This is a genomic window from Cryobacterium sp. MLB-32, assembly GCF_000738085.1.
Taxonomy (GTDB): Bacteria; Actinomycetota; Actinomycetes; order Actinomycetales; family Microbacteriaceae; genus Cryobacterium.
In genome coordinates, this window is record NZ_JPRS01000089.1 from 1 (window position 1) to 19,995 (window position 19,995).

Below are 19,995 nucleotides of genomic sequence, written 5' to 3' on the forward strand. Positions count from 1 at the left end.
AAGAATCGCATGTCTTCGTGTGTTTTTCCGGGAATACGCCGGGCGTGCCGCAAGTTGATGACAGAGCTGACCGAAATGTAAGGCGAGCGAGTTGCTATTTCCCCCGGATTGTTGCAAACTGTGCCCGCTGATTTCGTTTATCGGCGTTACTGAAATGGATGGGCATGGCAACCGACTACGACGCACCGCGGAAGACCGAAGACGACTCTGAGTCGATTGAGGCCCTCAAAGAACGCGTGCCCGACAAGATGTCGGGAAGCGTCGACAACGACGATTCCGACAACCCGGGTGGGTTCGACCTCCCTGGCGCAGATTTGTCCGACCTTGACCTCGATGTCGTTGTTCTGCCTCCGCAGGCCGACGAGTTCACCTGTGTCGAGTGCTTCCTCGTGAAGCACCGTTCGCAGGCCGGACACGAGACCAAGCTCGGTACCGTCTGCCTGGAGTGCGACTCCTAAGAACCTGCAGCAGGTCGTCGCGATTCATTGATCGCGGCGGCCAGCTTCTGTGGGTGCCTGGTTGACACCAGCCAATACGGCGCAGGGTCGGTCTTGTCGACGATCGGAATCTTCACGATCGGGTCTACCCACCCACGAATGAGCATCCAAGCGCGCACGTCAAGGCGAGGCCCGCGCTCCTGGCTGGCCTCCGTTCCGCTGAACGGAATGACGTCGCCGACGAGATCCACGGAGATCGTCGCCGGTCCAGCGGTAATCAGGCCGTTCTCGACCTTGACGACCGGTGAAGCGATGATGAGCAGTGTGACGCAGCCGCCATAGAGCACTGCTGCCGTGACGAAACCGGCGAACATGGATATGGGGGCCAGCACAAGAATGCTGGCGGGCATCACGAGCGCGGTCACGATGAAGGACCACGCGGAGGCCCAGAGTTTTTCTCGGTATTGAGGCATGTCTCTATTCGATCAGAGATCTGGACTACCCTCGACACGTGGCACAAAGCACCGAAATACTGATAACGGCATCCGTCCTCCCGAAATATGCGCATCCTGGTGATGCGGGAGCTGACCTTCATTCAGCAGAAGCCCTGATCCTGGCTCCGGGCGCTCGGGCGCTCGTGGGGACGGGGGTGAGCGTCGCTCTCCCCGACGGCTTCGCCGCTTTTGTCGTGCCTCGCAGCGGACTGGCAGCTAAGCACGGCATCACCATCGTTAATTCCCCCGGAACGGTGGACGCCGGGTATCGTGGCGAAATCAAGGTGGCCCTGCTGAACACCGATGCGCAGGAGCCATTCAGTGTCGCCGTTGGTGACCGGATTGCCCAGCTGATCATCATGCCCGTTGTGCGCGCCACCTTCATTCCCGTAGACAAACTGCCCGGAAGCCTGAGGGGCGAGGGCGGATTCGGTTCCACCGGCCTCTCATCCCAGGAATCGGCGACAACGCCGACGGCCAGCGAGCCGGCACCCACCAACCAGACAGGAGCAACTCGATGAGCGACGTCGCGAACCCGGACGAGTTTCCGGAACCACAGGCCAAGTCAGCACCGGAAGACCGCGAGACCGAGGGACCGTTCGACGAGGCAGAGGCCAACCCTGTCCGTCCGTACGTCGACCTCGGTGGAGTCAAGATCCTCCCGCGAGAGGGGCTTCACCTTCGCCTTGAAATCGAAGAGGGCAGTAAGCGGGTCGTGGCCATCGGCCTCGACTTCGCGGGGTCGACCCTGCAGGTTCAGCCTTTCGCCGCACCGCGCTCAAGCGGACTGTGGCACGAGATTCGCGACCAGATCGCCGATCAGATCGGCAAGCAGGGTGGGACGACGACACCCCGCGAAGGGCCGTTCGGGCCGGAACTTGTAGCGGAAATTCCGGTGGCCGCCGGACAGGATGGTGCCGGCAGCAGTCGAATCGCGCGTTTCATCGGGGTTGACGGTCCGCGCTGGTTCCTGCGTGGTGTGATTGCCGGCCAGGGGGCCATGGAGCCGGAAGCGGCGGCACAGGTCGAGGAGCTGTTTCGCAGCATTGTCGTCGTTCGAGGCTCAACCCCCATGCCGCCCCGGGACCTGATTCCCCTCCGCATGCCGTCCACTCCGGCCGGGGCGACTGCCCCGGTCGAGGTCTAACGCGCTCACCGGAACAGGGTAATTCGCATGACCCAGACCCCCGAACCATCCGATCCCGATTCCGAACTTCCCCGCGATCCAGAGGGGAAGGCTTCAGAGCCCTCCGTGTCCGGGGTTTTCGCCGAAGGTATGGCCGCGGCGGCCCGGCGGGCCGGTTTTGACTCGGCAGCAGAGGGTGAGCCGATCAGCGGACGTGCCTGATGGCTGCCATGGGCGGAATACGTGGCTTGTTCGAGGCCGTGCTTCCGGGGCTGGTCTTCCTCGTGACATACACGCTCACGATAGATCCCTCGGCGGACGCCTCAAGCGACCCGATTCGAACCCTTTTGCCGGCGCTGATCGCACCCCTCGTGCTCGGCCTTGTCTTCGTTGCCCTTCGAGCGGCCACCAAGCAGACCATGACGCCCGCCATCGGCGGACTTGTCGGCACCGGCATCAGCGTCGCGCTGGCGCTTTTCTCCGGCCGCGCCTCGGACTTCTTTCTGATCGGCCTCTACACGAATGCCGGGTACGGGGCCGCGCTCCTTGTTTCCGTGCTCGTGGGGTGGCCCCTCGTGGGGCTTGCCGTGGGCTTCCTGATGGGGGATGGAATCGCGTGGCGCGAGAACCCGTCCAAACGTCGGGTGCTGACCATCCTCACCCTGTGCTGGACGGGGCTGTTTCTCCTCCGTCTTGCCGTCCAGCTTCCGCTCTACCTTGCCGACAATGTGGAATTGCTCGCCACCATGAAACTGCTTATGGGGCTGCCACTTTATGCGCCGCTGCTGGTTGTCTCGTGGCTCATGGTGCGATCGGTCTACCGCAAAGCCGAGACGGCGTCATAGACGGCCCGAGCCCTGCTAGAGTTATCTCGACATCAAGATACTTTCTTGATGGAACGGGTTGGCTCCGGCGCGTGCTGGTTAGGCTTACCTTGCTGGCACGATGGTGTGTCCGGCCACAAGGATTGAGGATTGCCGTCGGTACCCCGTCGGCTCCCACGAAGGAGAGGGCATCGTGACTGCGGTAAACAGTTTTGGAGCAAAAGACACCCTGCGCGTCGGCTCGACAGACTACGAGGTCTTTCGCGTTGATAAGGTCGCTGGCTACGAGAAGCTGCCATACAGCCTGAAGGTGCTTCTGGAGAACCTCCTTCGCACCGAAGACGGCGCCAACATCACCGAGGCGCACATCCGTGCTCTCGGCGCGTGGGAGCCCACGAGCGAGCCCGACACGGAGATTCAGTTCACTCCGGGCCGCGTCATCATGCAGGACTTCACGGGCGTGCCCTGCATCGTCGACCTCGCCACCATGCGTGAGGCCGTTGCCGAACTCGGCGGTGACCCGAACAAGATCAACCCGCTCGCACCCGCGGAGCTCGTCATCGATCACTCCGTCATCGCCGATCTCTTCGGAAGCGAGAACGCGCTCGAGCGCAACGTTGAGATCGAGTACGAGCGCAACGGCGAGCGGTACCAGTTCCTCCGCTGGGGCCAGACCGCCTTCAACGACTTCAAGGTCGTTCCCCCGGGAACCGGAATCGTTCACCAGGTCAACATTGAGTACCTCGCCCGCGTCACGATGACCCGCGAGGTCAATGGCGTTCTTCAGGCCTACCCGGACACCTGCGTCGGAACCGACTCGCACACCACCATGGTCAACGGTCTGGGCGTGCTGGGCTGGGGTGTCGGCGGAATCGAGGCCGAGGCGGCCATGCTCGGCCAGCCCGTTTCCATGCTTATTCCGAAGGTCGTCGGATTCAAGCTCAAGGGCTCCATCCCCAGCGGCGTCACGGCAACTGATGTTGTGCTGACGATCACCGAGATGCTGCGCAAGCATGGAGTCGTCGGCAAGTTCGTCGAGTTCTACGGAGAGGGCGTCGCCCAGGTTCCGCTCGCCAACCGTGCCACCATCGGCAACATGAGCCCAGAGTTCGGCTCCACCGCTGCCATGTTCCCGGTCGACGATGTCACGCTCGACTACCTGCGCCTCACGGGCCGCAGCGATGAGCAGGTCGCCCTGGTTGAGGCCTATGCGAAGCTGCAGGGACTCTGGCACGACGCGGACAAGGAGCCTGTCTTCAGCGAGTACCTCGAGATCGACCTCGGAACGGTGGTCCCCTCCATCGCCGGACCCAAGCGTCCGCAGGACCGCGTCGAGCTGAGCTCGGCCAAGTCCCAGTTCGAACTCGACCTGCAGAACTACGCCACGCAGGACCTCACCCGCGTCGACGCGGCTATCGAGGGCACGTTCCCGGCCTCAGACCCGATCGGTTTCACCGCTCAGGACGAGGTCAGCGCCCACCAGGTGTCCCACCACCACGTGAGCCACGCTCCGGTATCCGTTTCCCGACCGATTCCGATCACCACCCAGGACGGCGCGAATTACACGCTCGACCATGGTGCGGTTGCCGTCGCGGCCATCACGTCCTGCACCAACACGTCCAACCCGAGCGTGATGCTCGCTGCCGGTCTCCTGGCCCGCAACGCCGTCGCGAAGGGTCTCAAGTCCAAGCCGTGGGTCAAGACCACTCTTGCTCCGGGTTCCAAGGTCGTCACGGACTACTACGAGAAGGCCGGCCTGACGGGCGACCTTGAGGCGCTGGGCTTCTACACGGTCGGCTATGGCTGCACCGTATGCATCGGCAACACTGGTCCGCTGATTGACGAAGTGTCCGCTGCCATCAACGACAACGACCTTGCCGTTACCGCAGTGCTCTCCGGAAACCGCAACTTCGAGGGTCGCATCAGCCCCGACGTCAAGATGAACTACCTGGCGAGCCCCCCGCTGGTCATTGCCTACGCACTCGCCGGATCGATGAACTTCGACTTCGACACGGATGCTCTCGGCACCGACACCGACGGCAACGATGTGTTCCTCAAGGACATCTGGCCCGACACGGCCGAGGTGCAGGCGACCATCGACAGCTCGATCGACACCGCCATGTTCACCAAGGAATACGGTGAGGTCTTCTCCGGCGACGCTCGCTGGCGCGCGCTGCCGACACCGGACAGCGAGGTGTTCGAATGGGACGCCGAGTCGACCTATGTGCGGAAGCCCCCGTACTTCGACGGCATGACGCTGGAGACCAGCTCGGTCACCAACATCGTCGGCGCCCGCGTTCTCGCGAAGCTCGGCGACTCCGTCACGACCGACCACATCAGCCCGGCCGGCAACATCAAGGCCGATAGCCCGGCCGGTGCGTACCTGGTCGAGCACGGCGTTGCACGGGGAGACTTCAACTCCTACGGCTCGCGTCGCGGCAACCACGAGATCATGATCCGCGGTACGTTCGCCAACATCCGTCTGCGCAACCAGCTGCTCGACGACGTGGAGGGCGGCTACACACGCGACTTCACGCAGGCCGACGGTCCGCAGTCGTTCATCTACGACGCCGCGCAGAACTACCAGGCGGCCGGAACGCCGCTGGTGATCTTCGGCGGCAAGGAGTACGGTTCCGGATCCTCCCGTGACTGGGCGGCCAAGGGCACGAGCCTTCTGGGCGTCAAGGCTGTCATCACGGAGAGCTTCGAGCGGATTCACCGCTCGAACCTCATCGGAATGGGTGTCGTCCCGCTGCAGTTCCCGGTCGGCGAGAGCTGGGCGTCGCTGGGTCTCGACGGCACCGAGGTTGTGTCGATTGCGGGAATCGACGAGCTCAACACCGGCACGACGCCGAAGACGGTCCGCGTCACCGCCACGCCGAGTGAGAACTCGGCCGCGGGCAAGGCCACCATCGAGTTCGACGCCATTGTGCGCATCGACACTCCGGGCGAAGCCGACTACTACCGCAACGGTGGAATCCTGCAGTACGTGCTGCGCTCCCTGGTTGCATAGCACCTCATCAACACCTCTCAGGCGACGCGTAGACTCGTTTCATTCGAGTCTGCGCGTCGCTTGTTTTTTGTGCGGCCCCGACACGGCGCGAGCATGGCGTCACAACGAAAGGTGTAGTGGATGACTCTGCTGGAGACGATTTCCGGTCCCCGTGACCTCGACGGACTCTCTCGGACGCAGCTCGTGCAGCTGGCCGGTGAAATCCGCGACTTTCTCGTGCGTGAAGTGTCCAAGACCGGCGGGCACCTCGGCCCCAACCTGGGGGTCGTCGAGATGACGATTGCCATTCATCGTGTCTTCACGTCGCCAACGGATGCCATTGTCTTCGACACCGGGCACCAGTCCTACGTTCACAAGCTTCTGACGGGCCGTCAGGACTTCAGCAAGCTCCGGTTGAGCGGTGGCCTCGCGGGCTACCCCCAGCGCTCAGAGTCGGTGCACGACATCGTCGAGAGTTCGCACGCATCCAGCTCCCTCTCGTGGGCCGACGGCATTTCCCGGGCCTTCGAAATGACGGGTCAGACCGACCGGCACGTCGTCGCGGTTGTCGGTGACGGCGCGCTGACCGGCGGTATGACGTGGGAAGCACTGAACAACATCAGCGACGACAACACCCGAAAGCTCATCATCATCGTCAATGACAACGGCCGCTCGTATGCGCCGACCATCGGCGGCATGGCGCGTTTTCTCAACACCGTGCGCACCAGGGCCAGCTATCGGGATGCCTACATCACGAGCCGCCGCGCCTTCGACAAGCTCGGAGCCCCGGGGCGTGCGGTCTACCGCGGCGTGCGCGGAGGACTGCGTGGATTCCTGAGCAAGGTCACCAACAACGAGGCGCTGTACTCCAACCTCGACATCAAATACATCGGTCCGGTCGACGGGCACGACGTGCAGGCAATGAGGGAGGCGCTCACGCAGGCTAAGAACTACGGGGCGCCGGTCATCGTGCACGCGATTACGCAGAAGGGCAAGGGCTATGACCCTGCCGTTCAGGACGTCGCGGACCAGTTTCATGCGGTAGGCCAGATCGACCCGGAAACCGGTGAATCCCTGGCGGAACCCGGGGCAGCTTCCTGGACGTCGGTGTTCGCCGACGAACTCCTCGAACTTGCAACGGCCAACGAGCGACTGGTCGGGATTACTGCAGCAATGCTGAGGCCCACAGGGCTACACAAGATGGCGGAGCGATTCCCCGACCGCGTGCACGATGTGGGCATCGCGGAGCAGCATGCCGTCACATCCGCTGCCGGCCTCGCCTTCGGCGGCCTGCATCCGGTCGTCGCTCTCTACGCGACATTCATCAACCGGGCGTTCGATCAGGTACTCATGGATGTCGCTCTGCACAAGGCGGGCGTCACGTTTGTGCTCGACCGCGCCGGTGTAACGGGGCCGGATGGCCCCAGCCACCACGGGATGTGGGACCTGTCGATCCTGCAGGTCATACCGAACATTCGTTTGGCCGCGCCACGAGACTCGATCCGACTCCGTGAGGAACTGGGGGAGGCCGTGCTCGTCGAGGACGGGCCGACCGTCCTGCGCTATCCGAAGGGCAGCGTCGGCGTGGAGTTCGAGCCCATTCGCCGGCTCGACGACGGCGTCGATATTTTGCAGGAGGCCACGCAGAGAGACGTCCTCATCGTGACCGTGGGTCCGATGGCCGCGACGGGCCTCGACGTGGCAGACCGGCTCGCCGCCCAGGGCATCGGCGCCACGGTCGTCGATCCGCGTTGGGTCGTGCCCGTGCCGAAGAGCATTATCGAACTGGCTCGCGATCACCGCCTCGTGGTGACCATCGAAGACGGCATCCGGGTGGGTGGAATCGGCACCAGAATCAGGCAGGATCTGCGGTCGGCCGGCGTCGACACGGCCGTCACCGAGCTCGGCCTGCCCGACGAGTTCATTGACCACGCCTCACGGGGCGAGATCCTCGAAGCCGCGGGGCTGACACCGCAGCACATTGCCCGTGATGTGGTGGGGATGGTTCTGGGCAGCAAGATTCCGCACGCGCGTCCGCTGCCTGCCGACCACACCGATACGGGATCGATCTCCGTCACGCGCCGAGATTAGACCCTGACAACGAACCGGAGGCGCGTCTGCCGCGGTGTTAGCCTGAGCCATGGACAACACCACGGACGATGGACCACCACGGGCTCAACCCACGGCGACCGACCCGATCGGACCGGCGCCGGAAGACCCGCCGTTTTCGGCGCTCTTTCCTAACCTCGAACGCGTGTCGACGGCGGGCTTTCGCGCAGGAACGCTGAGCCGCCGTCGCATCAATCGTTCGCTGGTTCTGGCCGGCGTCTTCGTGGTGGTGGCGGGCGCATTGATCGTTGGCACCCTTGTGTTCTGACCCAATCGTGACCTGAGCTGAGACCCGGCAGGCCGATCCTGATAGCCGGCCGGGATGTCAGGAGCGTCTCCCGTGGCCGAGATGTCTCAGCGCGCGGCAACCGGCTCGCCCGACACCACATCGTTGACGGAGTCCGGAGCCGCGTGACCGTGCGGGTTGGAGAGGGAGGCTCCGTGTCCCATACGCCGAAACAGCAGTGCGGCGAGCACGGCGCCGAAGGCGAAGAAGCCGGCTCCCCACCAGTACGCCGTCGCGTAGCTCTGCACGGCCGCCTCGGCGGCGACGGCGGCCGTGACGGGAACGTGGCTCGCCAGGTAGTCGGCGGCCGCGGTGGCCGCGAGCGTGTTGAGCAGAGCGGTACCGATCGACCCGCCGACCTGCTGGCTGGTGTTGACCATCGCGGACGCCACACCCGCGAACTGGCGGTCGACACCGAGAGTGGCCGTTTGCATCGACGCGGGCATGATCGATCCCATTCCGAAGCCGAGAATCATCAGCGGCGGGAGGATGTCGGCGGCATACGTGCTGTCCACGCCGAGGCGGGTCAGGTAGACCATACCGATGGCGGCCAGGGACATTCCGAATGGCACCATGACTTTCGGCCCGAACCGCGGCACGAAGATGTTCGTCGACAGCTGGGCCGCCAGAATGAGCATGCCGATCATGGGCAGGAACGAGTAGCCGGTCTGCGTGGGCGAGTACTGCAGTGTCGTCTGCAGGTAGTAGGTCACAAAGAGGAAGATGCCGAACATCCCGGCACCGGCGATCAGCACCGAGCTGTAGGCCGCCCCGCGGTTTCGGTCCAGAACGATGGACAGCGGCAGGAGCGGATGCGCGGCGCGCCGCTGCCAGAGCACGAACGCGACAAGGAGCATGACGGCGCCGGCCAGGAAGCCCCAGGTGAGCGGGGACTCCCAGCCATCCGTCTCCGCGTTGGAGAATCCGTACACCAGGCCGAACAGCGCGCCGGAGACGAGGACAGTCCCGGGAATGTCGAGCTTGGGCCGCGGTCCGCTGCGCTTGGCCGTGGTGACGAAGAGCACTGCCCCGACGACGGCGATGATGGCGATGAAGACGTTGATGTAGAGGTTCCAGCGCCAGTTGAAGTTCTCGGTCAAGACCCCTCCCAACAGGAGTCCCACGGCGCCGCCGGCTCCGGCGATGGCGCCGAAGACGCCGAAGGCTTTGGCACGCTCCTTCGGGACCGTGAACGTCGTGGTCAGAACGGCGAGCGCCGTCGGGGCCAGAAGGGCACCGAACGCGCCCTGCAAGGCGCGTGCGCCCACGAGCATCCCAAAACTATCGGCGGCGCCTCCGAGGGCCGAGGCCGCCGCGAATCCGATCAATCCGATGATGAAAGTCTTCTTGCGGCCCATCAGGTCGGAGAGGCGACCGCCCAGGAGTAACAGGCTGCCGAACGCGAGTGAGTATGCCGTGACGACCCACTGACGGTCGCCGTCGGAAAACCCGAGATCGGCCTGGGCCGACGGGAGCGCGATGTTCACGACAGTGGAATCGAGCACAACCATGAGCTGGGCGAGGGCGACGGTGGACAGGGTCCACCAGCGGAGGGAAGAAGTCTTCGACATGACCGCTACTCTATACGGTACTCTGGAGTTCCGGATATGCTTCGTTTCGGAATTAACAGGGCATTAACATCACCTACGACGCCAGAGAGTTGGACGCCATGACGCAGCTCGACAGCGAGGACGAGGCCTTCGAGCCGACACCTAAACTGGGACGCAAACGAGATCCCAGCCGTGACCCGGAAATCCTCGCCGCTGCCCTGGAGGTGCTCGCGGAAACCGGCTACGACGGCATGACCATCGACATGGTCGCCGCGCGTGCGAAAGCCGGTAAAGCCACGCTCTACCGGCGTTGGGCCTCCAAGGGCGAGTTGGTGATCGATGCGGTCACCTTCATGAAACGCGCCGACGTCGATTATGCTCAGCTTCCCGATACGGGCACCCTGCGTGGGGACTTCATCGCCCTGATCAAACCGCCATCGATCCAGGACGGTGAACTGAAGATGCGGATCATGGGAGGCATCATGTCGATGCTGTCCCGGTCACCGGAACTGGCGGAAACGGCGTATGCCGCAATTGTCGAGCCCCGAGCGGCCGTGAATAGAATGCTCCTTCAAAGGGCCGTTGATCGCGGCGAAATCGACCCGGGTTGCGACATCGACAACCTCTCCCTGATCAGTCAGTCGATGTCCATCTTTCGTGTTGTGGTGCTGCGCAAACCGGTGGACCGTGAGTTCCTGATGTCCCTCATCGACGGTGTATTGATGCCCGCCGTGGGACTCGCCGAAAAGGGCCGTCCCTGATCCGTCCCTGAGGGCGAACAGGGACGGCCCCGAATCCGTGCCGTCTCTAGCCGTTGATGCTCCCGGCCGACACGCTTGAGCCGACGCCCCGGATCTGGGGTGTGTGGAACGTGCCCCCGAACACCCGCTCGCTGGCACCGACACGGTCCAGATACGGCGTCGCTCCACCCATCTGGAAGGGCCAGCCCGCTCCGAGGATCATGCAGAGGTCGATGTCTTCGGCCGCGTGGACCACATCGTCATCGAGCATCCGCTTGATTTCGTCGGCCAGACCGTCTTCGACGCGACGCAGAATCTGCTCTGCTGTCATCGGAGTCGTTCCGCCGGCGACGATCTTCACGGCGCCCTTGTCGAATCCGGTGACCTTGCCCTTGGCATCGCGTTCGAGCAGCTTCCCGTGCTCGGCGAGACGATGCAGGTTTTCGCTCTCGAAGAAACGGTCAGGGAAGGCAGCGTGGTGGGTGTCGAGCACGTGAGCTCCCACCTTGAGCCCGACGAGCTCGAGCAACTCGAACGGCGTCATCGGCATACCGAACGGTGCCAGGGCCGTGTTGACCACCTCGAAGGGGGTGCCGACGTCGACGGCGTGCATGGTCTCGCCGAGCAGCTTCGCGAGAACTCGGTTCACCACAAAGCCGGGTGTGTCACTCGTAATGACAGCGTTCTTGCGGAGCTTTCCGGCAATCACCATGGCCGTGGAGAGGGTGCTCTCGTTGGTGAGGGGAGTGTTGACCACCTCGATCAGCGGCATGACGGCGACCGGGTTGAAGAAGTGGAAGCCCACGAGGCGCTCGGGGTGAGCCAGCTTTGCCCCGATCTGCTCCACCGACAGCGAGGATGTGTTCGTGGCCAGGATCGTCTCGGGGGAGATGTGCTTCTCGATCTCTGCGAAGACGTCCTGCTTCACACCGAGCTCCTCGAAAACGGCCTCGATCACCCAGTCGGCATCCGCAAAGTCTGCCTTGTCGGTGGTTCCGGTCACGAGGTGACGCAGTCGATTGGCTTCGTCCGGAGAGATGCGCTTTTTCTCCTCGAGCTGGGCGATCTCGTTGTGGATATACGCGACACCCTTGTCGACCCGCGCCTGGTCGAGGTCGGTGATGACCACGGGCACCCGGAGCCGGCGCACGAAGAGCAGGGCGAACTGGCTGGCCATCAGGCCGGCACCGATCACTCCCACCTTGGTGATGGGGCGGGCGAGAGCCTTGTCGGGGGCGCCAGCGGGTCGTTTGGCCCGCTTCTGAACGAGGTTGAAGGCATAAATGCTCGCCTGCAGCTGGTCGCCGGAAATGAGCTCGGCCAGGGCGTCATCTTCCCGTTCGAAGCCCTCTTCACGAGTACCGGACTTCGCCGCTCGCAGCAGTTCCAGCGCGACATACGGAGAACGGGCGACGGTACCGATTCGGCCCTCGAGCATTTTGCGGGCAATGCCGATGGCCACGTCCCATTTGACGAGGCGTTCGATCTTGCCCGGTTCGTTGGGTCGGGTGACCTTGATGGTGCCCGCGATGACGCCGTCGGCCCACTCAAGAGACTTTTCAAGAAAGCGTGCGGAGCCGAACATGACGTCCGCGATACCCAACTTCAGGGCATCCGCTCCGGTGAGGGTGCGGTTGTTCTTAAGCGGGTTCTCGATAACGACCTTCAGGGCGTTCTCGATGCCGATCAGGTTCGGCAGCAGGTACGATCCGCCCCAACCGGGAATGAGACCGAGGAAGACCTCGGGCAGGGCGATGGCCGGAACGGTCTCGTCCACGGTGCGGTACTGGGCATTCAGACCGACTTCGAGCCCGCCACCGAGCGCGAGACCATTGATGAAGACGAACGACGGCACGCCGAGGTCGGCCTGCTTGCCGAAGGCATGGTGCCCGAGCTGGGTGAGAAGCTTGCCGACTTCCCTGGATGGTACCTCGGCGACCTTGCTGAGATCGGCGCCCGCGGCGAGGATGAAGGGCTTGCCGGTGACGGCGACTCCCTGAATCTCCCCGCGCCCGGCCCGTGCCGTGAGTTCGTCCATGGTGGCCGCGAATTCCAGCAACGAGATCGCGCCGAGGGTGTTGGGTCGAGTATGGTCGCGACCGTTGTCGAGCGTCACCAGAGCGAGAACCCCTCCGCTTGTCAGCGGAACGTCGCGCACGAGTGAGTGCGTCACGACCTCGTCGGCGGAGATCTCGAGCAGAGGTGAGAAATCGAGGGTGTTGTAGTCGGTCATCGCTTCGCTGCCTTCGTGTTGAAGTGCGGGTTTTCCCAAATAACGGTTCCGCCCTGGCCCAGGCCGATGCACATGGACGTCAGGCCGTACCGAACTTCGGGGTGGGATTCGAACTGGTGCGCGAGCTGGTTCATCAGGCGCACTCCGGAGGAGGCGAGCGGATGCCCGATGGCAATCGCGCCGCCGTACTCGTTCACTCGAGAATCCTCGTCATCGATGCCGAAGTGATCGAGGAACGAGATCACCTGCACGGCGAAGGCCTCGTTGAGCTCGAAGAGGCCGATGTCGGTGATGCTGAGCCCGGCCTTGCGGAGGGCCTTCTCGGTGGACGGCACGGGGCCGAGGCCCATGACCTCGGGTTCGACGCCGGCGAAAGCGAAGCTCACCATGGTCATCTTGACGCCGAGGCCGAGCTCCTTCGCTGTCTCGCCGCTCGCCAGGATGCAGGCGGATGCGCCGTCGTTGAGCCCGGATGCGTTGCCGGCCGTGATGCGGCCGTGGGCGCGGAACGCAGTGCGCAGGGCGGCGAGGCCCTCCATCGTTGTCTCCGGTCGGGGCGCTTCGTCGCGGGTGGCGAGGCCCCAGCCGGACTCGCTGCGGGTTGCCACCGGAATGAGGTCGGCCTGGATATTACCGGCCGCGTAGGCGGCCGTCACCTTCTGCTGGCTCCGCAGGGCGTAGCGATCAGAGCGTTCCTTCGTGTACGCGGGAAAACGGTCGTGGATTCGTTCCGCCGTGGCGCCCATGATGAGGGCGTCTTCGCCCACCAGGCGCTCCGACATGAATCGGGGGTTCGGGTCCACGCCCGAACCCATGGGGTGGCGCCCCATGTGTTCCACTCCTCCGGCGATGGCCAGGTCGTAGGCGCCGAAACCAATGGAGGCGCCCATCATGGTCACGGCCGTCATGGCCCCGGCACACATTCGGTCGATGGCGAAGCGGGGACGGACTTCGGCAGGCCGGCGAGCAGCGCCGCGGTACGGCCCAGTGTCAAGCCCTGGTCGCCCGTTTGCGTTGTCGCGGCAATGGCCACGTCATCCACGCGGTCACCGGGCATTCCCGGGTTCCGTTCCATCAAACCGATGATGGCTTTCACCACCAGGTCATCGGCCCGGGTGTTCCAATACATTCCTTTTTCGCCAGCGCGTCCGAACGGGGTACGAACCCCATCCACAAAGACAACTTCTGCTCTCTCGGCCACAATGCCTCCATCAATCAGATCAGGTCTCAACCGATCCTAGGGGGGCAGTATTTACGGAAGGAATCGTTTGCTTGTTCCTACGAGTGTGGTTCCGCCGGCTCGGCCGGTGTTTGTAGTACTTCTACAAATGCATCTGCTATTAGTTGTGCGGTGGCGTCAATTTGCCAGGGCCGAGCACCGAGCAGAGCCAAGGCCTGACCGACGGATTCGGCGTCAGCGGGGGCGGGCGGCGCCCAGCATACCCGGCGCAGGTAGTCCGGAGTCAGCAGATTCTCGAGGGGAATCGACCGTTCTTCGGTCAACACGGTGAGGGCGACGCGAGCGGCCCGGAAACGCACATCAGCCTCGGGATTGCGCTCGGCCCAGGCGCGGGGAGGTGGCAACGTGTCGGTGTGCGGCTTGGCCTGAGGCATGTCGGTACTGGTCTGGGCGGCCTGCAGCGCCGCCCACCAGCGATCGAGCTCGTTGCGGCTGGCGCGACCCGTGAATTCCCGCAGAGCGGAGAGCGCCTGGCGTGTCGTCGGAAGTACGCGGGCCGCCGCGATGATGGACGCATCGGGCACGAGCCGGCCGGGAGACACGTCAGTCTCGCGGGCAAGATCGTCGCGTGCGATCCACAATTCGCGTGCCGCCGTCAGATTGCGCTGACCGCGAAGAGAATGGATGCCGGAGAGTCGCCGCCACGGATCGATCCGCGCCGCAGCCGCGGGCTTGTCCAACACGGCAACAAATTCCTGTGCGGCTAGATCGGTCTTGTCCGATTCGACCAGAAGGTCCACCATCTGATCGCGCAGGTCGGGGAGCAGCTCGACATCGAGGGCGGCGTAGACCAACCAGGACTCGGGGAGCGGGCGGGTGGACCAATTCGCGGCAGAGTGTTCTTTCGCGAGGTGGATGCCCAGCAATTCCTCGACGACGGTGCCGAGGCCCACCCTCGGCAGACCCAGCAGTCGTGCCGCGAGTTCGGTGTCGAAGATTCGGCCGGGGTTCAAACCGACCTCGCGCAAGCAGGCGAGATCCTGACTGGCGGCGTGCAGGATCCACTCCTCGTCGGCGAGCACCGCGTTGAGCTCACTGAAATCACCGATCATCGGCGGGTCGAACAGAAACGTACCGGCGCCGCGTCGAAAGATCTGAATGAGGTAGGCGCGCTGTGAATAGGTGAATCCCGACGCTCGCTCCGCATCCACTCCCACCGGGCCGGTTCCCGCCGCCAGTGCAGCAGTGGCGGCCAGGTAGGCCTCTCGAGTGTCGATAACGCTGTGTGTCGAGTTCATACCCTGCTTCTCGCTGTACTCATCTTTTGAGTGTGCTGTGATCATTGTCTCGCGTGTCGGAATGGTCAGCCACCATCGCGTGCAGCTCGACGAGCAGAGATTCGACGCGCGCTGAGCATGCTCACCCCTTCGCCCACCGGGGGGAGGCCCGCGATCATGCAGAGCAGCTCGCCCCACCCCTCCACATGGGCGGTCAGGTTGTGGTCGAGCGGTGTCCAGGATGCTCGAAGCTCGATCTGGGCGCCATCGCCCTGATGGGCGAGTTCGCCGAAGCCGGAGGAAATGATCTTTGTGGCCGTCCCGGACGCGGCCGTATAGCGCGCGCCTCGTTCATTGAGGGCGTCCACGAGCCATGCCCAGGTCACCTCCGCAAGAAAGGGGTCGAGTCCGATCTCGGTCTCGAGTGGAGCCTGTGCAAAACAGACCACCCGGAAGCGCCCGTTCCAGGCCTCGGGCTCATCAGGGTCGTATAGCAGGATGAAGCGCCCCGTGCCCTGGTCCGAGTCGCTGCCGTGACGCACCGGTTTGATGTCAGCGGAGAGCGCGATCGAAAACGGTGCAAGACGACCAGGGGCCGGTATCTCGCTCACGATCAGTTCGGCCCGACTCGTGGCGCGGCGAATGGCCTGCAGGGCTGCTGCGAATTCGGGTGGGAGCGATTCCTCAGTTTCGGGCACGTCTGCAGACTAGAGTTTTTTCTGGGTGTTGTCTGCGAGGCACGCCGAACGATCCGGAGGTGTGTGTGCGAGGCAAACAGGTGCGAGGACGTAGCGTCCTGCGCATTGCAGGGACGGCAGGGATTCTGGCGGGCGCGTGCGGCATTGCCGCGGCCACCGTCGCGGCCGTCGTGGCCGGGGTGATGGCTCGGACCGTGGTGACGCCTCCGAAGAAGCGTGACGATGACACGCGCGTGATCGCGGTCGATGAAGCCGGAGGCACGGTCACCGTCGATGCGAACGCCGATTCGGTTCTGCCGGGTGACTACAGTTTCTTCTTCAGCGGCGATACCGGGCATGCCCGTCTCGGGGCCGTGGTGGCGCGAGGAAGTATGAGTGTCACCAGGCGTGTCCTGCGCATCGACTTCGGGGAGCTCGCTCCCGGGCTGAAGGGGCGATTCAGCGGATGGGTCTACCTGAGTCCGGAGGACCTGGAGTTCCCCTACGAGGACGTGACGATTCCCCTCGATCTGCCTCGCGCGCCGTGGTTCAGCCCGTGGCACCCGCCTGGCTCATCCCTTCAGCCGAGCGCAGCGATCACTGGGTCATCCAGGTGCACGGCAGGGCCGTCACGCGACCGGAGGCTCTGCGGGCCGTGCCGGTCTTTCGCGAAGCGGGCTACAACTCATTGATCATTTCCTATCGCAACGACACGGAGGCTCCGCAGAGCGGTGACGGCCGATATTCCCTGGGCGACACCGAGTGGCTCGATGTAGATTCGGCTATCGACTTTGCCGCGTCCCGTGGAGCCCGCCACGTCGTTCTCATGGGGTGGTCCATGGGCGGAGCGATCGTGCTGCAGACAGCGACGCGCAGCCGTCATCGCGACCTGCTGCGTGGGGTCGTGCTTGAATCACCGGTCATCGACTGGGCCGACGTCGTGGCCTTCCAGGGCGTGGCCATGGGGCTCCCGTCGGCAATCGCACGCGGAGCGATGCGGGTGATGGGCGGGCGATGGGGTGGACTCATCACCGGGCAGTCACTCCCCATCGACTTTGCGCGGCTCGACTTCGTAGCCAGGGCGGATGAGCTCGAAATTCCCATGCTTCTTCTGCACAGCAACGACGACGGGTTTGTTCCTGTGACCGGGTCGCGAGCCCTGGCCACGAGCCGGAGCGACATCGTGACGTTCGTACCGTTCGGGGTTGCCAGACACACCAAGCTCTGGAACTACGACCGCGCACGGTGGAATGGAACGATCGCGATCTGGCTGGCCGAACTCCGGAGCGACTGACGCACGAATCGCGGGTCGAGGAATGACCCGTTGGTCGAGGCGCGAGGTACGAGCGATCGAGACCCCGCGGGACGAAACGCAGACGTGGTCACCGGGCCTCGATCGCTCCTTCGTCGCGCCTCGACCAACAGCGGGTTAGTGGGCTGGTCGTTCCCGCAGCTGGCGTTTGGAACGCGCGAGCAGGGCAGACATGCCTCGAATCCGCAGCGGCGACACGGCCTCGGTGAGACCGATCGACTGCGGATAATCATCCGGCACAGCCAGTACCTGCTCCCGGGTCAGGCCGTCGAGGCCCTGAGCGAGAATCGACGCGAACCCCCGGGTGGTCGGGGACTCCCGCGGCGCGGTGGCAAAAAGGTGGAACCGATCCTCGGCATCGACCTCCACGAAAATAAACACCGGGGACTGGCACTCGACCACGCGCTCAAAGAGGTCGGGATGGTCCTTGTACCGATCGGGCAGTTCCGGCAGCTCATTGGAGAACTCCAGCAGCAGCAGCAAGCGATCACGCTGTTCCAGCGCGAGAAAATCCTCCCGAATGTCTGCCAATTGTGCGGGCAGCTCCGTTTCCGTCATCGGCGGGCCGGGGGAGTATCGCCGGCGTCCGGCCCAAGAACAATGGGAACGCCGACGGCATTGCCCCACTCGGTCCAGGATCCGTCGTAGTTGCGCACGCCCTCGAAACCGAGCAAATGGGTCAGCACGAACCACGTGTGGCTGGACCGCTCACCGATACGGCAATAAGCGATGATGCTGTCGCCGTCGGCGAGTCCTGCTTCGCCCCGGTAGATGGCGTCGAGTTCGGTGCGCGTCTTGAACGTGGAGTCGGGTGCGGCCGCACGTGCCCACGGCACGGAGGCTGCAGAGGGGATGTGCCCTCCCCGGAGTGCACCTTCCTCCGGATACGCGGGCATGGTGGTGCGCGCCCCGCTGTATTCCTCGGGGGAGCGCACGTCGATGAGCGGGTTTCCAAAGTGGGCGAGCACGTCGTCACGGAAAGCTCTGATGGGCGCATCCTGTCGTTCGGCGATCGGGTACGCGGCTGGCGTGACGGTCGTCGCATCCGTGGTGAGCTCACGGCCCTCGGTGACCCAGTTGTCGCGTCCGCCGTCGAGCAGACGCACGTCTTCGTGACCGAAGAGTGTGAAGACCCAGAGCGCATAGGCGGCCCACCAGTTGCTCTTGTCACCGTAGATCACGATTGTCGTGTCCCGGGAGATGCCCTTATCGCCGAGAACGGTGGCGAACGTGGGGGCGTCGATGAAGTCACGGGTGACTCGATCGTTCAGATCGGTGTGCCAGTCGATCTTGACAGCGCCGGGAATGTGACCGGTTTCGTACAGGAGCACGTCTTCGTCGGATTCGACGACCACGAGGCCTGGGCTGTTGAGGTTGGCCTGAAGCCACTCTGCGGAGACGAGGCGTTCGGGGTGGGCGTATTCGGCGAATTTCGGTGTCGGATCAAGCTCGATAGACATAAAACCTCCAGAAGGGGGACGGTATAGACGTCCGACCGGCCGTGGGCGCGGTTTAGGCTTGTCATCTGCCCCCCGTTAAATCTACGCGGTGTGGGCGCCGTTCACATTCGGAGTGTATTTCGCCATGACACCACAGAACCAATTTCAGCCCCAGTTACACACGCACACCCAGGTCCCTCGTTTGGGAGAGCGGTCTCCCGAGATCACCGGGGCCGAGATCGTGGCTGAATTGGTTCCCCCGCCGCAGTTCGAGCATGCTTCCTTTGAGTCCTACCGCCCCGACCATGACTATCCGTCCCAGATGGGCGCGGTCGATCTTTTGCATGCCTTCAGCAGCGCCGGAAACGCCCAGCGCCCGGGGGGATTCTTCTCTCGAGGTCGCAAGCAGAAGGCCTCCCTGCCGGGTATCTACCTCGACGGCGGCTTTGGCGTGGGGAAGACACACCTGCTGGCGGCGCTGTGGCACGAAGCGCCGGGCCCCAAGTACTTCGGCACCTTCATCGAGTACACCGCCCTCGTCGGTGCGCTGGGCTACCAGGAGACCATTGCGCAGCTGCGCAGCGCGAAACTCATTTGCATCGACGAGTTCGAGCTTGACGATCCGGGCGACACCATGGTGATGACCCGGCTGCTGGGCGAACTTGTGTCCACCGGCACCAGGGTCGCCGCCACATCCAATACCCCGCCCAATTCTCTGGGTGAGGGTCGCTTTGCCGCCGCTGACTTCCTGCGGGAGATCCAGGCAATGTCCTCAAACTTCGAGACGGTGCGCATCGATGGACTCGACTACCGTCGCCGGAACGCTTCTGGCGAGGCGACGTCCGTCGAGACGGAAGATCTCGAGCACATGGTCACCGTTTTGCAGAAGCGGGGCTCCAAATTCACCGAAGACAACTTCGGCGCCCTCATGCGACACCTCGCCACGCTGCACCCGTCCAAGTACGTGAAGATCATCCGCGACGTGGAGATCATCGCGCTCACCGATGTCTTCCTCCTCACCGACCAAACGGATGCCCTGCGGCTTGTCGCATTCATCGACCGGGTGTACGACGCCGAGATTCCGATCATTGCAAGCGGTCTTCCGCTCAACGAGGTCTTTGACGCCGAAATGATGTCGGGCGGGTACCGCAAGAAATACCAACGTTCTCAGTCACGGATGGTTGCCCTGACAACGGGTGAATTACCGCCGCACGCCGCGTAATGGGTCGTGCGGCCCGAAACACGGTCTTAACATGCGAATCGATCGCGTAACATTCGCGAAACACATCGGAACGTTTGTTGAAACGTCGTCGTCGGAT

Annotated in this window: 19 protein-coding genes and 1 pseudogene; 12 read left to right on the forward strand and 8 right to left on the reverse strand. The window is 63.8% G+C overall.

Going from position 1 to position 19,995, the window contains the following annotated elements; genetic code table 11:
• Positions 1-164: 164 nt before the first annotated feature.
• Positions 165-458: a DUF4193 domain-containing protein gene (locus JF66_RS10560; RefSeq protein ID WP_035836756.1), complete on the forward strand. Its 294-nt coding sequence runs from the start codon at positions 165-167 to the stop codon at positions 456-458.
• On the opposite strand, the gene JF66_RS10565 is transcribed toward JF66_RS10560, so the two are convergent.
• Positions 455-910 carry a DUF3093 domain-containing protein gene (locus JF66_RS10565; protein WP_035877707.1) on the reverse strand — a complete coding sequence of 152 codons (456 nt, stop codon included), beginning with the start codon at positions 908-910 and terminating at the stop codon, positions 455-457. The genes JF66_RS10560 and JF66_RS10565 overlap by 4 nt on opposite strands.
• A 38-nt stretch (positions 911-948) precedes the next feature.
• Here JF66_RS10565 and dut point away from each other — a divergent pair, with 38 nt between their 5' ends.
• The 7 genes from dut to JF66_RS10595 all read left to right on the forward strand — a co-directional run bounded on the left by dut (position 949) and on the right by JF66_RS10595 (position 8,250).
• On the forward strand, positions 949-1,452 hold the full coding sequence (gene dut / locus JF66_RS10570) for a dUTP diphosphatase (protein WP_051973414.1): 504 nt from the start codon (positions 949-951) through the stop codon (positions 1,450-1,452).
• Positions 1,449-2,078, forward strand: a complete 630-nt coding sequence (locus tag JF66_RS10575; RefSeq protein WP_035877708.1) for a DUF3710 domain-containing protein — start codon at positions 1,449-1,451, stop codon at positions 2,076-2,078. The genes dut and JF66_RS10575 overlap by 4 nt, the downstream gene beginning before the upstream one ends.
• A gap of 27 nt (positions 2,079-2,105) precedes the next feature.
• A complete protein-coding gene (locus JF66_RS24330) occupies positions 2,106-2,279 on the forward strand; it encodes a hypothetical protein (RefSeq protein WP_231556376.1) in 174 nt (57 codons plus the stop codon).
• A gap of 8 nt (positions 2,280-2,287) precedes the next feature.
• Positions 2,288-2,902, forward strand: coding sequence for a DUF3159 domain-containing protein (locus JF66_RS10580; RefSeq protein WP_231556377.1), 615 nt, complete (start codon positions 2,288-2,290; stop codon positions 2,900-2,902).
• Between the two features lie 172 nt (positions 2,903-3,074).
• Entirely contained in the window at positions 3,075-5,894 is a 2,820-nt protein-coding gene (gene acnA / locus JF66_RS10585; RefSeq protein ID WP_035877711.1) for an aconitate hydratase AcnA, read from the forward strand.
• A 120-nt stretch (positions 5,895-6,014) separates the two neighbouring features.
• Positions 6,015-7,964 carry a 1-deoxy-D-xylulose-5-phosphate synthase gene (gene dxs / locus JF66_RS10590; RefSeq protein WP_035877713.1) on the forward strand — a complete coding sequence of 650 codons (1,950 nt, stop codon included), beginning with the start codon at positions 6,015-6,017 and terminating at the stop codon, positions 7,962-7,964.
• A gap of 49 nt (positions 7,965-8,013) precedes the next feature.
• Entirely contained in the window at positions 8,014-8,250 is a 237-nt protein-coding gene (locus JF66_RS10595; protein ID WP_035877714.1) for a hypothetical protein, read from the forward strand.
• An 86-nt stretch (positions 8,251-8,336) separates the two neighbouring features.
• Here JF66_RS10595 and JF66_RS10600 read toward each other — a convergent pair whose 3' ends face one another.
• A complete protein-coding gene (locus JF66_RS10600) occupies positions 8,337-9,839 on the reverse strand; it encodes an MFS transporter (RefSeq protein WP_051973416.1) in 1,503 nt (500 codons plus the stop codon).
• A 98-nt stretch (positions 9,840-9,937) separates the two neighbouring features.
• Here JF66_RS10600 and JF66_RS10605 point away from each other — a divergent pair, with 98 nt between their 5' ends.
• Positions 9,938-10,579, forward strand: coding sequence for a TetR/AcrR family transcriptional regulator (locus JF66_RS10605; protein ID WP_035877715.1), 642 nt, complete (start codon positions 9,938-9,940; stop codon positions 10,577-10,579).
• Positions 10,580-10,625: 46 nt separating this feature from the next.
• On the opposite strand, the gene JF66_RS10610 is transcribed toward JF66_RS10605, so the two are convergent.
• From JF66_RS10610 to JF66_RS10625, 4 genes and pseudogenes are all read right to left on the reverse strand, one after another.
• Positions 10,626-12,791 (reverse strand): 3-hydroxyacyl-CoA dehydrogenase NAD-binding domain-containing protein, encoded by a 2,166-nt coding sequence (locus tag JF66_RS10610; RefSeq protein WP_051973417.1) that lies wholly within the window; start codon positions 12,789-12,791, stop codon positions 10,626-10,628.
• A pseudogene (locus JF66_RS10615) lies at positions 12,788-13,992 on the reverse strand (acetyl-CoA C-acyltransferase). Before JF66_RS10615 ends, JF66_RS10610 begins: the two are co-directional and overlap by 4 nt.
• A gap of 77 nt (positions 13,993-14,069) precedes the next feature.
• Positions 14,070-15,269 (reverse strand): HRDC domain-containing protein, encoded by a 1,200-nt coding sequence (locus JF66_RS10620; protein ID WP_035877717.1) that lies wholly within the window; start codon positions 15,267-15,269, stop codon positions 14,070-14,072.
• Between the two features lie 65 nt (positions 15,270-15,334).
• On the reverse strand, positions 15,335-15,946 hold the full coding sequence (locus JF66_RS10625) for a DUF3000 domain-containing protein (protein ID WP_035877718.1): 612 nt from the start codon (positions 15,944-15,946) through the stop codon (positions 15,335-15,337).
• 80 nt (positions 15,947-16,026) lie between these two features.
• Between JF66_RS10625 and JF66_RS23600 the strand changes: the two genes are divergently transcribed.
• Both JF66_RS23600 and JF66_RS10630 read left to right on the forward strand, forming a co-directional pair.
• Positions 16,027-16,617, forward strand: a complete 591-nt coding sequence (locus JF66_RS23600) for a hypothetical protein (protein WP_197059387.1) — start codon at positions 16,027-16,029, stop codon at positions 16,615-16,617.
• Positions 16,581-17,219, forward strand: a complete 639-nt coding sequence (locus JF66_RS10630) for a S9 family peptidase (protein ID WP_197059388.1) — start codon at positions 16,581-16,583, stop codon at positions 17,217-17,219. The genes JF66_RS23600 and JF66_RS10630 overlap by 37 nt, the downstream gene beginning before the upstream one ends.
• 135 nt (positions 17,220-17,354) lie before the next feature.
• Here JF66_RS10630 and JF66_RS10635 read toward each other — a convergent pair whose 3' ends face one another.
• Positions 17,355-17,795 carry a SufE family protein gene (locus JF66_RS10635; protein WP_035877719.1) on the reverse strand — a complete coding sequence of 147 codons (441 nt, stop codon included), beginning with the start codon at positions 17,793-17,795 and terminating at the stop codon, positions 17,355-17,357.
• Positions 17,792-18,697 carry a sulfurtransferase gene (locus tag JF66_RS10640; protein WP_035877720.1) on the reverse strand — a complete coding sequence of 302 codons (906 nt, stop codon included), beginning with the start codon at positions 18,695-18,697 and terminating at the stop codon, positions 17,792-17,794. The genes JF66_RS10635 and JF66_RS10640 overlap by 4 nt, the downstream gene beginning before the upstream one ends.
• A 124-nt stretch (positions 18,698-18,821) precedes the next feature.
• Between JF66_RS10640 and zapE the strand changes: the two genes are divergently transcribed.
• Positions 18,822-19,898, forward strand: coding sequence for a cell division protein ZapE (gene zapE / locus JF66_RS10645; protein ID WP_051973418.1), 1,077 nt, complete (start codon positions 18,822-18,824; stop codon positions 19,896-19,898).
• Positions 19,899-19,995: the final 97 nt, after the last annotated feature.

Coding starts and splice junctions, on each gene's coding strand:
- zapE (WP_051973418.1), top strand. CDS start 18,822: ATGACACCACAGAACCAATTTCAGCCCCAGTTACACACGCACACCCAG.
- JF66_RS10640 (WP_035877720.1), bottom strand. CDS start 18,697: ATGTCTATCGAGCTTGATCCGACACCGAAATTCGCCGAATACGCCCAC.
- JF66_RS24330 (WP_231556376.1), top strand. CDS start 2,106: ATGACCCAGACCCCCGAACCATCCGATCCCGATTCCGAACTTCCCCGC.
- JF66_RS10600 (WP_051973416.1), bottom strand. CDS start 9,839: ATGTCGAAGACTTCTTCCCTCCGCTGGTGGACCCTGTCCACCGTCGCC.
- JF66_RS10575 (WP_035877708.1), top strand. CDS start 1,449: ATGAGCGACGTCGCGAACCCGGACGAGTTTCCGGAACCACAGGCCAAG.
- JF66_RS10610 (WP_051973417.1), bottom strand. CDS start 12,791: ATGACCGACTACAACACCCTCGATTTCTCACCTCTGCTCGAGATCTCC.
- JF66_RS10605 (WP_035877715.1), top strand. CDS start 9,938: ATGACGCAGCTCGACAGCGAGGACGAGGCCTTCGAGCCGACACCTAAA.
- JF66_RS10595 (WP_035877714.1), top strand. CDS start 8,014: ATGGACAACACCACGGACGATGGACCACCACGGGCTCAACCCACGGCG.
- JF66_RS10580 (WP_231556377.1), top strand. CDS start 2,288: ATGGGCGGAATACGTGGCTTGTTCGAGGCCGTGCTTCCGGGGCTGGTC.
- JF66_RS10560 (WP_035836756.1), top strand. CDS start 165: ATGGCAACCGACTACGACGCACCGCGGAAGACCGAAGACGACTCTGAG.
- JF66_RS10620 (WP_035877717.1), bottom strand. CDS start 15,269: ATGAACTCGACACACAGCGTTATCGACACTCGAGAGGCCTACCTGGCC.
- JF66_RS10565 (WP_035877707.1), bottom strand. CDS start 910: ATGCCTCAATACCGAGAAAAACTCTGGGCCTCCGCGTGGTCCTTCATC.
- dxs (WP_035877713.1), top strand. CDS start 6,015: ATGACTCTGCTGGAGACGATTTCCGGTCCCCGTGACCTCGACGGACTC.
- JF66_RS10635 (WP_035877719.1), bottom strand. CDS start 17,795: ATGACGGAAACGGAGCTGCCCGCACAATTGGCAGACATTCGGGAGGAT.